This is a genomic window from Bradyrhizobium sp. B039, assembly GCF_038965675.1.
Classification (GTDB): Bacteria; Pseudomonadota; Alphaproteobacteria; order Rhizobiales; family Xanthobacteraceae; genus Bradyrhizobium; species Bradyrhizobium diazoefficiens.
Genome location: NZ_CP152416.1, coordinates 8,470,258 through 8,482,884, shown reverse-complemented (window position 1 = coordinate 8,482,884; position 12,627 = coordinate 8,470,258). Strand labels below are relative to the sequence as shown.

The 12,627-nt window shown below is 64.8% G+C and carries 12 protein-coding genes; 10 read left to right on the top strand and 2 right to left on the bottom strand.

Going from position 1 to position 12,627, the window contains the following annotated elements; all coding sequences use genetic code 11:
• The first annotated feature begins 102 nt into the window (after positions 1-102).
• Together boxC and boxB are read left to right on the top strand one after the other, a co-directional pair.
• Complete coding sequence (boxC, locus tag AAFG50_RS40060; RefSeq protein ID WP_028172727.1) at positions 103-1,791, top strand: 2,3-epoxybenzoyl-CoA dihydrolase; 1,689 nt, start codon at positions 103-105, stop codon at positions 1,789-1,791.
• 14 nt (positions 1,792-1,805) lie between these two features.
• A complete protein-coding gene (gene boxB, locus AAFG50_RS40055) occupies positions 1,806-3,257 on the top strand; it encodes a benzoyl-CoA 2,3-epoxidase subunit BoxB (RefSeq protein ID WP_028172728.1) in 1,452 nt (483 codons plus the stop codon).
• A gap of 189 nt (positions 3,258-3,446) precedes the next feature.
• Here boxB and AAFG50_RS40050 read toward each other — a convergent pair whose 3' ends face one another.
• On the bottom strand, positions 3,447-4,247 hold the full coding sequence (locus AAFG50_RS40050; protein ID WP_028172729.1) for an SDR family NAD(P)-dependent oxidoreductase: 801 nt from the start codon (positions 4,245-4,247) through the stop codon (positions 3,447-3,449).
• A 122-nt stretch (positions 4,248-4,369) separates the two neighbouring features.
• Positions 4,370-5,428 (bottom strand): polysaccharide deacetylase family protein, encoded by a 1,059-nt coding sequence (locus AAFG50_RS40045; RefSeq protein WP_028172730.1) that lies wholly within the window; start codon positions 5,426-5,428, stop codon positions 4,370-4,372.
• Positions 5,429-5,593: 165 nt separating this feature from the next.
• Between AAFG50_RS40045 and AAFG50_RS40040 the strand changes: the two genes are divergently transcribed.
• The 8 genes from AAFG50_RS40040 (at position 5,594) to AAFG50_RS40005 (ending at position 12,546) form a co-directional block, all read left to right on the top strand.
• Positions 5,594-6,988 carry an OmpA family protein gene (locus tag AAFG50_RS40040; RefSeq protein ID WP_011083904.1) on the top strand — a complete coding sequence of 465 codons (1,395 nt, stop codon included), beginning with the start codon at positions 5,594-5,596 and terminating at the stop codon, positions 6,986-6,988.
• A 2-nt stretch (positions 6,989-6,990) separates the two neighbouring features.
• Complete coding sequence (locus AAFG50_RS40035) at positions 6,991-7,287, top strand: hypothetical protein (RefSeq protein ID WP_028172731.1); 297 nt, start codon at positions 6,991-6,993, stop codon at positions 7,285-7,287.
• 202 nt (positions 7,288-7,489) lie between these two features.
• Entirely contained in the window at positions 7,490-8,080 is a 591-nt protein-coding gene (locus AAFG50_RS40030) for a TetR/AcrR family transcriptional regulator (RefSeq protein WP_028172732.1), read from the top strand.
• Positions 8,077-9,009: a haloalkane dehalogenase gene (locus AAFG50_RS40025; protein WP_028172733.1), complete on the top strand. Its 933-nt coding sequence runs from the start codon at positions 8,077-8,079 to the stop codon at positions 9,007-9,009. The genes AAFG50_RS40030 and AAFG50_RS40025 overlap by 4 nt, the downstream gene beginning before the upstream one ends.
• A gap of 10 nt (positions 9,010-9,019) precedes the next feature.
• Positions 9,020-9,247: a SelT/SelW/SelH family protein gene (locus AAFG50_RS40020; protein WP_028172734.1), complete on the top strand. Its 228-nt coding sequence runs from the start codon at positions 9,020-9,022 to the stop codon at positions 9,245-9,247.
• Between the two features lie 17 nt (positions 9,248-9,264).
• On the top strand, positions 9,265-9,696 hold the full coding sequence (locus tag AAFG50_RS40015; RefSeq protein WP_028172735.1) for a GNAT family N-acetyltransferase: 432 nt from the start codon (positions 9,265-9,267) through the stop codon (positions 9,694-9,696).
• Positions 9,697-10,118: 422 nt separating this feature from the next.
• The gene (locus AAFG50_RS40010) at positions 10,119-11,174 is read left to right on the top strand and encodes a lysylphosphatidylglycerol synthase domain-containing protein (RefSeq protein WP_011083909.1); all 1,056 of its coding nucleotides are present in this window, start codon (positions 10,119-10,121) and stop codon (positions 11,172-11,174) included.
• 73 nt (positions 11,175-11,247) lie between these two features.
• Complete coding sequence (locus AAFG50_RS40005; RefSeq protein WP_028172736.1) at positions 11,248-12,546, top strand: ATP-binding protein; 1,299 nt, start codon at positions 11,248-11,250, stop codon at positions 12,544-12,546.
• Positions 12,547-12,627 lie beyond the last annotated feature (81 nt).

The following is a 12,627-nucleotide window of genomic DNA, read 5'->3' as shown; positions in this document are numbered from 1 at the left end:
TGAAACAAAGTGCATGTATTGGCTGTTAAGGACTAGACGCGCTCTGAAATATGCACTATTGTGCATCTAACGTTAAAACCAAGACGAACTCAAGGGTGGCCCATGGCCGGGGAAGATCGGCGCCTCGCAGGCGGCGCGACATTCATCGATTTCCAGACCGAACCGTCCCGCTACAAGCACTGGAAGCTCGCGGTCGACGGTGACGTCGCGACCCTGACCATGGACGTCGACGAGAACGGCGGCCTGTTCGAGGGCTATCTGCTCAAGCTCAATTCCTACGACCTCGGCGTCGACATCGAGCTTGCCGATGCGATCCAGCGGCTGCGCTTCGAGCATCCCGAGGTGAAGGTCGTGGTGATGCGCTCGGCCAAGAACCGCGTTTTCTGCGCCGGCGCCAACATCCGCATGCTCGCGGGCTCGACCCACGCCCACAAGGTCAATTTCTGCAAGTTCACCAACGAGACCCGCAACGGCATGGAGGATTCGTCCGAGAATTCCGGCCAGCGCTTCATCACCGTGGTGAACGGCTCGGCCGCCGGCGGCGGCTATGAGCTCGCGCTCGCGACCGACCACATCATCCTCGCCGACGACGGTGCCTCTTCGGTGGCGCTGCCCGAAGTGCCGCTGCTCGCGGTGCTGCCGGGCACCGGCGGCCTCACCCGCGTCGTCGACAAGCGCAAGGTGCGCCGCGACCATGCCGACTTCTTCTGCACCATCGAGGAAGGCGTGAAAGGCAAGCGCGCCGTGCAGTGGCGTCTCGTCGACGAGATCGCGCCGAACTCGAAGCTGGAAGGCAAGATCGCCGAGCGCGTCAAGGAATTTTCCGCGGCCTCCAGGCGCAGCGGCAGCGGCAAGGGCATTGCGCTGACGCCGCTCAGGCGCATCATCGACGAGACCAGCCTGCGCTACGGCTTCGTCACCGTCGACGTCGATCGTGCCGCCCGCATCGCCACCATCTCGATCAAGGCGCCGGAGGCAGCGCCGCCGGCCGACATCGACGGCATGATGGCGCAGGGCGCCTCGTTCTGGCCGCTGCAGGTCGCGCGCGAGCTCGACGATGCCATCCTGCACTTGCGCATCAACGAGCTCGAGATCGCCATGCTGGTGTTCAAGAGCCATGGCGACCGCGCCCATGTGCTCGCATCCGATGCCTTCCTTGAAGCCAACAAGGCGCACTGGCTGGTCAACGAGATCAGGCATTACTGGAAGCGCGTGCTCAAGCGTATCGACGTCACCTCGCGCACGCTGGTGACGCTGGTCGAGCCCGGCTCCTGCTTTGCCGGCACGCTCGCCGAGCTCGTCTTCGCCGCCGACCGCTCCTACATGCTGATCGGCACCCGCCAGGGCGACAACCGCCCGCCGCCCGCGATCGAGCTGTCGGCGATGAATTTTGGCCCGTATCCGATGAGCCATGGTTTGACGCGGCTTCAGTCTCGCTTCCAGGCCGACCCGGCCGATCTGGAACGCGCCGAAGCCACCATCGGCACGAGCCTGGACGCCGAAGAGGCCGAGGAGCTCGGCCTCGTCACCTTCGCACTCGACGACATCGACTGGGACGACGAGGTTCGCGTGTTTCTGGAGGAGCGCGCCAGCTTCTCGCCCGACAGCCTCACCGGCATGGAAGCGAGCCTGCGCTTCGTCGGCCCGGAGACGATGGAATCAAAGATCTTCGCGCGCCTCACCGCCTGGCAGAACTGGATCTTCCAGCGCCCGAACGCGGTCGGCGAGGAGGGCGCGCTCCGCCGTTACGGCAGCGGCCAGAAGCCGAAATTCGATATGACAAGAGTTTAGGGAGAAGCACGGCCATGAACATGAACATCATGAACGTCGACTACTCGACCAAGATTCCGAACAACGTCAACCTCGCCGAAGACCGCCAGGTGCTGAAGGCACTCGAAGGCTGGCATCCCGGCTACATGGACTGGTGGAGCGACATGGGGCCGGAAGGCTTCCAGGAGTCGCTGGTCTATTTGCGCACCGCCTACTCCGTCGATCCGCGCGGCTGGGCCAAGTTCGACTATGTCCGCATGCCCGAATATCGCTGGGGCATCCTGCTTGCGCCGCAGGAAGAAAATCGCGTCGTTCCGTTCGGCGAGCATTATGGCGAGCCGGCCTGGCAGGAAGTGCCGGGTGAGCATCGCGCCATGCTGCGCCGCCTGATCGTGATCCAGGGCGACACCGAGCCCGCCTCGGTCGAGCAGCAGCGCCATCTCGGCAAGACGGCGCCCTCGCTCTACGACATGCGCAACCTGTTCCAGGTCAACGTGGAAGAGGGCCGTCACCTCTGGGCGATGGTGTATCTGCTCCAGAAATATTTCGGCCGCGACGGCCGCGAGGAGGCCGACGATCTGCTCCGCCGCCGCTCCGGCGATGCGGACGCGCCGCGTATGCTGGGTGCCTTCAACGAGGCGACGCCGGACTGGCTGTCGTTCTTCATGTTCACCTACTTCACCGACCGCGACGGCAAGATGCAGCTGCACAGCCTCGCGCAGTCGGGCTTCGATCCCTTGTCGCGCACCTGCCGCTTCATGCTGACCGAAGAAGCGCACCACATGTTCGTCGGCGAGACCGGCATCACCCGCGTCGTGCAGCGCACCTGCGATGCGATGCGCGAAGCCGGCATTACCGATCCCACCGACATCGCAAAAGTCCGCGCGCTCGGTGTGATCGATCTTCCGACCATCCAGAAGAAGCTGAACCTGCACTACACGCTGTCGCTCGACCTGTTCGGCTCGGAGGTCTCGACCAACGCGGCCAACGCCTTCAATGCCGGCATCAAGGGCCGCTATCACGAGACCCAGATCGAGGACGATCACCAGCTCAAGAACGCCACCTATCCGGTGCTCAAGTTCATCAACGGCGAGATCAAGCTGGTCGACGAGCCGGCGCTGACCGCGCTCAACATGCGCCTGCGCGACGATTACAGCCAGGATTGCGTCAAGGGCATGCTGCGCTGGAACAAGGTGATCTCGACCGCTGGCTACGACTTCAAGCTGACGTTGCCCAACGTCGCCTTCCACCGCCACATCGGCGAGTTCAAGGACGTCCATGCGACGCCCGACGGCATTTTGATCGACGATGCGACCTGGGCGAAGCGCAAGGACGAGTGGCTGCCTTCGACAGCCGACGGCGACTTCATCACCTCGCTGATGCAGCCCGTCACCGAAACCGGCAAGTTCGCCTCCTGGATCTCGCCGCCGAAAGTCGGCATCGACAACAAGCCCGGCGATTTCGAGTACGTGAAGATCGAGTCGTAGGACTCTTTAACCTCTCCCCGCTTGCGGGGAGAGGTCGGATCGCTCTTGCGATCCGGGTGAGGGGGTACAGGTGCGTCGGCTGTCTCTCCCGTGGAGAGAGCCCCTCACCCCAACCCTCTCCCCGCAAGAGCGGGGCGAGGGAGCGCACCTCCCGCGCAGCGTACAGCGCGACCTTGCAGCCCGCTTCAGCTACCCCGCGATCTCCAGCCCGGCATTGGCGTAGACCACGCCGCCGTCGACGGCGATGGTGTTGCCGACCACGTAATCGCCCGCACGCGAGGCGAGATAGATCGCGACCCCTGCCATGTCCTCGTCGGTTCCGATGCGCCGCGCCGGAATGCGCTTGGCGACGTCGTCCGCATGGTCGCGCGCGGCCCGGTTCATGTCGGACTTGAACGCGCCCGGCGCGATCGCGGTGACGTTGATGTTGTCCTTGATCAGTTTCGTCGCCATGCGCCGGGTCAGATGGATCACGGCGGCCTTGCTGGCGGCGTAGGAATAGGTCTCGCTCGGATTGACGAAGATGCCGTCGACCGAGGCGATGTTGATGACCTTGGCCGGACGTTCCGCGCTTGCCGCCGCGCGCAGCGGCTTCGCCAGCGCCTTGGTCAGGAAGAACAGCGACTTGACGTTCAGGTCCATCACCTTGTCCCAGCCGCTTTCCGGGAATTCGTCGAACTCAGCGCCCCAGGCGGCGCCGGCATTGTTGACGAGGATGTCGAGCTTCGGCTCCAGCTTGATGATTTCGCCGGCGAGCTTGTCGCAGCCTTCGACGGTCGAGATGTCGATCGGCAGCGCGATGCACTCGCCGTCATAGAGAGCCGAGAGCTCTTTCGCCGTCGCCTCGCACGGGCCGGCCTTGCGCGCGGTGATGTAGACCTTCGCCGCGCCTTGCGCGAGGAAGCCCGACGCGATCATCTTGCCGATGCCGCGCGAGCCGCCGGTCACGAGTGCGATGCGGCCTTTGAGCGAGAACAGATCGTTGAACATGGTACCTCCCTTTGGTGGCGCTCGTTTTGGGCGGGGAGGGGGAGGGAGTCAATCTTGTCGTCGTCCTGGCCTTCGCCAGGATGACGGCAGAGATTGCGGTGACAGCGGTGGACGACAGAAACTTAAGCCGCCGCAATCCGGCGAAAGCCGTTCCACATCGCGGTCGCGGCGCCCGAAGTCAGCACCGGCAGGATCCGCGTGTCCTGGTAGTTGCCGTTGAGCGAGATGCGCGGCAGCGCGGTCATGTGGCCGGCGTTCTCGGCGAACAGCATGCCGGGCCGCGTCGTCACCGCGGTCTTGAAGCCGGCCGATGCGGCCAGCGCAAATTCGCGCATCCCGGCCGCCTCGCGGTCGCCATAGGGATAGGCGAAGTGCAGCACGGGACGCTCCAGCGCCTGCTCGATCCGCGTGCGGCTCACCGCCATCTCCTGCGCGGCGATCTCCTCGCTCTGCCTGGCGAGATTGCAATGGCTGATGGAGTGCGCGCCGATCGTGACCAGCGGGTCTGCGGCCAGCTGCTTCACCCCGTCCCAGGACAGGCACAGGGTGTGGCACAGCGCTTCCATGTCGACGCCGTGCCTGGCGCAGAGCGCTGCGATCTCGCGCGCGAGATCGTGCTCGCCCGGCAGCGCGCGCAGCCAGTCATGCAGGCGGTCGAACGCCGCCTGTTTCGCGGCAGGCGTCGTCGCGTCGAGCCGCAGCGCGGAATTGCCGATCTGCACCTCGATCTGCTCGGCCCTGGCGATCACGGTTTCCAGCGCGGTCCACCACAGCCGCCCCGTGCCCTCGGCGAAATCGCTGGCGACGTAGACCGCCAAAGGCGCGTCAAATTCGCGCAGCACCGGCAGCGCATAGTCCAGATTATCGCGATAGCCGTCGTCGAGGGTGAAGGCGGCGAAGCGGCGGGTGAACCTGCCCTGCACCAGCCGCTCATGCAGCTCGTCCATGCTGACGATGTCGATGTCGCGCGAGCGCAGATGGCTCAGCGTCGCGCGTAGGAAATCCGGAGTGACTTCGAGATGTCGGTTCGGCTGGAACGTGGCCTCGCGGGCCGGCCGCACGTGGTGCAGCATGAAAATGGCGCCGACGCCCGACAAAAGCGGGCGCAACAGGTGGTGCGCCCCGCTGAAATAGAGTGCTCCCAGCCCGGCGCGGATGACGTTGTTACGAAGTTGTTTCATGACCCGCTGGCGGACTCTGGCATTCCGTCCTCAACTTACGGAAGAACCCTTGAAGAAAAAGTTATTCCAATTGTCCACGCAAAGGCCTTGCGAGGGCCGCCATTTCCGGTTTGACAGCCTGCCAAGGGTTTGTTTTGTCTCCGGTTCCAGAGTTCGGGTCGTCGAATGCAGAAGCTTTTCAGGTGGGCCAGCAAATGGTGGCCAGGGCTGATCCCCCTGGCCGTCATGTGGGGATTTGCGGCCTGGAATAACACCTTACCGGTCGAGGCGGACCTGTCCGCCCGCAGCTCGGCGGCGCTCAAGGAGACCGTTCTGGACAAGACCCGGATCGCGGTGGACGGCCGCGATGTCAGCCTGGCCGCGGACGCCTTTTCCGAGGAAGGGCGCCGGGACGCGGTAATGGCGGTGGAGATCGTCCCGGGCGTGCGCCTGGTCGACGACCGGACCCGCCTCGTTGCCGAGGCAAAACCCTTCGTCTGGAACGCCGAGCGTGACGTGGTGCGGGTGACGCTGTCGGGCTCCGCGCCCTTGCCGTCGATCAAGGCCCGCCTGACGGAGGCGGCACGCAAGGAGGTCGGCGGCGTCGAGGTCGCCGATCAGATGGGGCTGGCACGTGGCGCGCCGCCGCGCTTCGAGGCCGCCGCGATGCTGCTGCTCGACCAGATCGGCAAGCTCAAGGACGGCAAGATCACGATCTCCGACACCAAGATCAACCTGTCGGGCATGGCGCGCGATCTCGGCGGACGCGAGGCGATCGCGGCCGCGCTGAAGAACTTGCCGGAAGGGTTCTTGATCGCCGCCAACGACATCAAGGCGCCGCCCTATATCTTCCAGGCCTACAAGGATCCGGTTGCCGCGACCGTGACGCTGACCGGCTATGTTCCCGACAACAACGTCCACGCGGCGATCGCAACCAGCGCGTCGCGAAAATTCTTCAACGAGAAGGTCGTCGACAATCTCAAGGCCAGCCTCGGCGCCCCCGGCGCCTTCAACCCCGCCGTGGTCGCAGCGCTCGGGGCGCTGTCGCGGCTGTCGACCGGCACGCTCGTGGTGTCCGATCGCGAGGTGAAGCTGTCGGGCGATGCGCTCTATGAAGGCGCCGGCAACGATATCCGCGCGGGCCTTGGCAAGGACTTCCCGAAAAACTGGCAGTACAAGCCGGAAATCACGGTGAAGCCCGCGGCAGGCCCGGTCGACGGCACCGTCTGCCAGCAATTGTTCTCCGAGCTCCTGAATAAGGGCAAGATCCGCTTCGCCACCAAGCGCGCCGACATCGATCCGGACTCGGCGGGAATCCTCGACCATCTGATCGAGACGGCGCTGCGCTGTCCCACCACCAATATCGACGTCGCCGGGCACACTGATGCCGACGGTGAGGACGCGTTCAACCAGGCACTCTCGGAGAAGCGCGCGCAGGCGGTGATCGACTATCTGGTCAAGGCCGGCCTGCCCGCCAGCCGCTTCACCGCGATCGGCTATGGCAGCACGCAGCCCGTCGCCGGCAACGACACCGACGACGGCAAGGCGCAGAACCGCCGCATCGAATTTCTGGTGAGGTGACGATGCCCTATCTCGTTTCGTTCCATCTGGGCTGGCTGATCGGATCGCTGGTGCTGGGCTTTTGCATGGGCTGGATCTCGGTGGTCCAGCGCGGCAACGGCACCTCGAAGGTCACCGCGCGCTGGCTCGCCGCGCTCGCCGTAGCGCTGGTCGCGGCCTCGCTCGCGCATGTGGTCCCCGGCCGCTTCGGCTACTGGCTCGACCTCGGCCTCATCATGTTCGCCTGCTACCTGGTCGGCTGCACCATCGGCGCCTGGTTGCGCGACCGGGTGGTCTCGCGGAGCCAGCCGGCGGCTTGAGTCCTTGGTTCGCGTGAGGCCATCGCTCTCTCGCTCCCTCCCCCCTTGCGGGGGAGGGAGCGTACCGCCATCGGCGCGCTAGGCGAGGCTCATCCCATCAGTTCCAGATCCAACATTGCGATAACAGCCTGATCGGAGTGCGAAATCGCCGAGCGATGAAACTACGCTTGACATTAATACGTACGTACGTATTCTTTTGCTCATGCCAAAGCCTTCGCTCAAAGACGCCATCCTCGACGCCGGCCTCAAGGTCATGTTCCGAACCGGCTATCACGGCACCAGCGTGCGCGACGTCACCGCTGCGGCGGGCGCGCCGCAGGGGTCCTTCACCAACCATTTCCGCTCCAAGGAAGCGTTCGCTTCGGAGGTGCTCGACCGCTACTTCGACGTCACCAGGGGGCTGGTCGCAGAAGCGCTTGAGGACACGACGCTGACGCCGCGCGCGCGCCTCAAGCGCTATCTCGACATCATCACCGGCCGGCTCGAGGCCGACGGTTATGGCCGTGGGTGTCTGATCGGCGATCTCAGCCTGGAGGCGACCGGCAGCAGCGAAATGCTGCGTACGCGCCTGACCGAGATTTTTGCCGAATGGCGCGTGCCGTTCGCGGCCTGCATCGCCGAGGCTCAGGCGCGCGGCGAGATCGCATCCGATTTCGAGCCCGGGGAGCTTGCCGACTTCCTGCTCGCGTCCTGGCAGGGCGCGATCCTGCGCATGAAGGTCGATCGCAATCCGAAAGCGCTCGAACGTTTCAAGACCATCGCATTTCAGACCGTGTTCAAGGAGCTGACATGAGCAAGCCAATCGAGATCGAGATTCGCAGAGCGCCCGTGCTGGGAAGCAGCATAGCTTACCGCGAGACGGGTGCGCAGGATGCGCCGGTCGCGCTGTTCCTGCACGGCAACCCAACCTCGTCGCACATCTGGCGCAACATCCTGCCGTTGGTGTCACCGGTCGCGCATTGCATTGCGCCCGATCTCATCGGCTTCGGCCAATCCGGTAAGCCTGACATCGCCTACCGCTTCTTCGACCATGTCCGCTATCTCGATGCGTTCATCGAACAGCGCGGCGTCACATCGGCCTATCTCGTCGCGCAGGACTGGGGCACGGCGCTCGCATTTCATCTCGCCGCGCGCCGGCCGGATTTCGTACGCGGATTAGCCTTCATGGAATTCATCCGCCCGATGCCGACCTGGCAGGATTTCCACCATACCGAGGTCGCGGAGGAGCAAGATCATGCCGAGGCGGCGAGGGCGGTCTTTCGCAAGTTCAGGACGCCGGGCGAGGGTGAGGCCATGATCCTCGAGGCGAATGCGTTCGTCGAGCGCGTTCTGCCCGGCGGAATCGTCCGCAAGCTCAGCGACGAAGAGATGGCGCCCTATCGCACGCCGTTCCCGACGCCTGAGAGCCGTCGCCCCGTTCTTGCGTTTCCCCGCGAACTGCCGATCGCAGGCGAGCCTGCCGATGTCTATGAGGCGCTCCAATCCGCCCATGCGGCGCTGGCCGCATCTTCCTATCCGAAACTGCTGTTCACGGGCGAACCGGGCGCGCTCGTCTCGCCGGAATTTGCCGAGCGGTTTGCGGCCTCGCTGACGCGTTGCGCGTCGATCCGGCTCGGCGCGGGATTGCACTATCTGCAGGAGGACCACGCTGACGCAATCGGCCGATCGGTGGCCGGCTGGATCGCCGGCATCGAAGCGGTGCGTCCGCAGCTCGCCGCGTGAGGAGGATGAGATGTCGGATGTGACGATCGTCTATTGCCGTCCCTGCGGCTACGAGAAGCGTGCGAAGGAAGCCGCCGCAGCGCTGCGCCGGCAACTGGCGCTGGAGGCGGATCTCGTGGCTGGCAAGGGCGGCGTCTTTCAGGTCAAGCTCGGCGACAGGATTGTCGCCAGCCGCAGCAAGGGCCATTTTCCCGGCACCGACGAAATCGTCGCAGCCGTCACCGCGGCGCGGCATTGATCCGGGGAGGCACGCAGATGCCGGTCGTCTGGAACGAAGATCCGGCGGCAATCGACTGGAACGAGCTTTCCGCGCTCTACCGCACCGCACCGCTCGGCAACAAGACACCAGCCGATCTCGCGCTCGTGTTCGGCAACAGCATGTTCTGTGCCTTCGCTTACGACCAAGGCCGGCTGGTTGGTGCCGGCCGAGCGCTGGCGGACGGCCGCGACTGCGCCTACCTCTGTGATGTCGCGGTGCGCCCGGACTGTCAGGGGCAAGGCCTCGGCCGCGAGATCATCGAGCGGCTGCTGGCGCGATGCCGCGGACATCGCAAAATCATCCTCTATGCGGTGCCTGGCAAAGAGGGCTTTTATGAGCGTCTCGGCTTCCGCCGGATGACGACGGCCATGGCGATTTTCGACGACCAGGCCAGTGCCTATCAGCGCGGCTATCTGACCGCCCCTTAAGCTACTGTTGCGCCGCACCTGTTTGGTGCATCGGAAAATCCGTCCAGAACGACCCCGTCGCCCCTCTTTCAACAGCCGGGCGCGGCCCATAGATTGACGTCGGCTTAAAACGTGACGGAACATTGCGCGGCCGAAATCATCAAAACTTCATGGCGTCTGCGCAGGATTGCCATGGAGATTCGCGTCAGCCTTGCCGCCGAAAGCGCCAAACCGTGCATCCAGAGCCCGCAACCCTGCCTAAAATATTGAAGGCACGTGATTTTGTTCGAATTGGCGAATTCCACTCCGCCCCAAAACGCGCTAGTGGAGGGTTAGGGGGCATGCGCGATGCCGGAGCCGGCGGCGAGGGTTCGTTGAGTGCCTGTGCGTCGTTTGCCTGTTCGCCGGCCGTCCTGGCCGCTGAAGCGTTGTTCGAGGTCTAGATGCTGGAAGCCATACGCAGGGCGATGACGTTTCTGCGCCAGAAGCAAGTCCTGCATAAGCTTGGAGTTGTGATCAGCGTCGCGGTCATCGGCATCGCTTGCTATGTGCTCTACCACATGCTGCGCGGCATCGACTTCAACGAGGTGATCGAGGCGATCAAGAGCACCGAGCCGAGCCAGATTGCGATGGCGGCACTGTTCGTGGCCGCGGGCTATTTCACCCTGACCTTCTACGACCTGTTCGCCGTGCGTGCGATCGGCCACGCCCATGTGCCTTACCGCATCAATGCGCTCGCCGCCTTCACCAGCTATTCGATCGGCCACAATGTCGGCGCCAGCGTCTTCACCGGCGGCGCGGTGCGCTACCGCATCTATTCGGCCTATGGGCTGAACGCGATCGATGTCGCAAAGATCTGCTTCCTCGCCGGCCTGACCTTCTGGCTCGGCAATGCCGCCGTGCTGGGCCTCGGCATCTCCTACCATCCGGAGGCGGCGGCCTCGATCGACCAGCTTCCGCCCTGGCTGAACCGGACGCTGGCGCTGATGATCATCGTGGGACTGGTCGGCTATGTGGTCTGGGTCTGGACCCAGCCGCGGGTGGTCGGCCGCGGGCCCTGGACCGTGGTGCTGCCAGGCGGACCGCTGACGCTGCTCCAGATCGCGATCGGCATCATCGATCTCGGATTCTGCGCGCTCGCGATGTACGTGCTGGTCCCGGACGAGCCCAATCTCGGATTCGTCGTGGTTGCCGTGATCTTCGTCTCGGCCACCCTGCTCGGCTTTGCCAGCCACTCGCCCGGCGGCCTCGGCGTGTTCGACGCCGCCATGCTGGTCGGCCTCTGGCAGATGGACCGGGAGGAACTCCTGGGCGGCATGCTCCTGTTCCGCGTCCTCTATTATCTGTCCCCCTTCGTCATATCTGTAATCTTGCTGACGTTTCGCGAAGTTATAATCGGCGCCCGATCGAAGCGTTTGCAGCAGGCGGCGCTCAAGCTCGACCCCGGCCCGGCGCGTGAAGCCGCCTATGTGAGAGAGCGCAGCGACGGCACCGCCTGACGGCGCCAAGCCTTTAGGACCAAGCCTTTAGGACGAAGCCGTTAGGACAAGCCCCTAGGAGAAGCCCGCCCCGATGGCGATTGACGCCCCATCTTCTCCCACCGCGCAGCCCTGGTCCGACCGGCTGCGGCACTCGACGATCATCCTGATCGCCGCGGCGCTGGCGCTGTCGGTCGTGGTCTCGCTCGGCGAATTGTCGGTGTTGCACGCCGTTGCCGTGTTCCTCTGCATCGCCGCTGCGGCGCTGATCCCCTGGCGACTGCACGACACCGCCGCCTCGCGCGACGATGTCAGGCGCATCAACCCGGTCGAGAGCGCCGCAGTGGCCGCGGTCGTCGCCGGCATGCCGGATCCGGCGGTGCTGCTCGACCGCGCCGGCCGCGTCATCCATCTCAATGCGGCTGCCGCCCAGCTTGCCCCGGCGCTGCGCAGGAACGAGCTCGCCCAGTTCGCGCTGCGCTCGCCGGAGATCATCACCGCGCTGCGCGAGTCGATCGCGACCACCGAGCCGCGGCGCGCGACCTATCTCGACCATGTCCCGGTCGATCGCTGGATGGAGCTGATCATCACGCCGGTGCCGGTGCCGACCACCTTCGGCGGCGCCGACAAATGCATGCTGATGACCTTCCACGACCAGACGCCGCTGCGCCGGGTCGAGGAGATGCGCGCCGACTTCGTTGCCAATGCCAGCCACGAGCTGCGCACGCCGCTCGCCGCGCTGTCCGGCTTCATCGACACGCTCCAGGGCCAGGCCAAGGACGACCCCAAGGCGCGCGAGCGCTTCCTCGGCATCATGCACAACCAGGCCACCCGCATGGCGCGCCTGATCGACGATCTGCTTTCGCTGTCGCGGGTCGAGCTGTCGGCCCATGTGCGCCCCGACACCCTGGTCGACCTGCTGCCGATCATCCGCCAGGTCGCCGACGGGCTCGAGCCGCTGGCGCGCGAGCGCCAGGTCGAGGTCGAGATCCATCTGCCGGAGCCGCCGGTGATGATCGCGGGCGACCGCGAGGAGCTGCTCCGCCTGTTCGAGAACCTGATCGAGAACGCGCTCAAATACGGCGCCTCGGGCGGACGCGTCATCGTGTCACTAACCTCAGGCGCCGCCACTGATGGAACTCAGGAAATCCGGGTCATGGTCCGGGATTTCGGCCCCGGTATCGCGCCCGAGCACCTGCCGCGGCTGACCGAGCGGTTCTACCGGGTCGATGTCGGCGACAGCCGCTTGCAGGGCGGGACCGGGCTCGGATTATCGCTGGTGAAACATATTCTTAACCGGCATCGCGGCCGGCTTTTGATCGAAAGCGTGCCCAAACAGGGCGCCACTTTCACCGCCTGTTTTCCCCAGGCCAGGGCTCCGGCGACGACATGAAACTCAAGCGATTTCAATTGCTTGTAGTTGTCATCCGACTGTCACGAAACCTTCGTAAAAGCACAGCCGACCGCTCCTAAA

What these genes read in the sequence shown, in the direction of transcription:
- AAFG50_RS40010 (WP_011083909.1), top strand. Translation starts at nt 10,119, where the DNA reads ATGCTGGAAGCCATACGCAGGGCGATGACGTTTCTGCGCCAGAAGCAA.
- AAFG50_RS40050 (WP_028172729.1), bottom strand. Translation starts at nt 4,247, where the DNA reads ATGTTCAACGATCTGTTCTCGCTCAAAGGCCGCATCGCACTCGTGACC.
- AAFG50_RS40025 (WP_028172733.1), top strand. Translation starts at nt 8,077, where the DNA reads ATGAGCAAGCCAATCGAGATCGAGATTCGCAGAGCGCCCGTGCTGGGA.
- boxC (WP_028172727.1), top strand. Translation starts at nt 103, where the DNA reads ATGGCCGGGGAAGATCGGCGCCTCGCAGGCGGCGCGACATTCATCGAT.
- AAFG50_RS40015 (WP_028172735.1), top strand. Translation starts at nt 9,265, where the DNA reads ATGCCGGTCGTCTGGAACGAAGATCCGGCGGCAATCGACTGGAACGAG.
- boxB (WP_028172728.1), top strand. Translation starts at nt 1,806, where the DNA reads ATGAACATGAACATCATGAACGTCGACTACTCGACCAAGATTCCGAAC.
- AAFG50_RS40005 (WP_028172736.1), top strand. Translation starts at nt 11,248, where the DNA reads ATGGCGATTGACGCCCCATCTTCTCCCACCGCGCAGCCCTGGTCCGAC.
- AAFG50_RS40020 (WP_028172734.1), top strand. Translation starts at nt 9,020, where the DNA reads ATGTCGGATGTGACGATCGTCTATTGCCGTCCCTGCGGCTACGAGAAG.
- AAFG50_RS40035 (WP_028172731.1), top strand. Translation starts at nt 6,991, where the DNA reads ATGCCCTATCTCGTTTCGTTCCATCTGGGCTGGCTGATCGGATCGCTG.
- AAFG50_RS40040 (WP_011083904.1), top strand. Translation starts at nt 5,594, where the DNA reads ATGCAGAAGCTTTTCAGGTGGGCCAGCAAATGGTGGCCAGGGCTGATC.
- AAFG50_RS40030 (WP_028172732.1), top strand. Translation starts at nt 7,490, where the DNA reads ATGCCAAAGCCTTCGCTCAAAGACGCCATCCTCGACGCCGGCCTCAAG.
- AAFG50_RS40045 (WP_028172730.1), bottom strand. Translation starts at nt 5,428, where the DNA reads ATGAAACAACTTCGTAACAACGTCATCCGCGCCGGGCTGGGAGCACTC.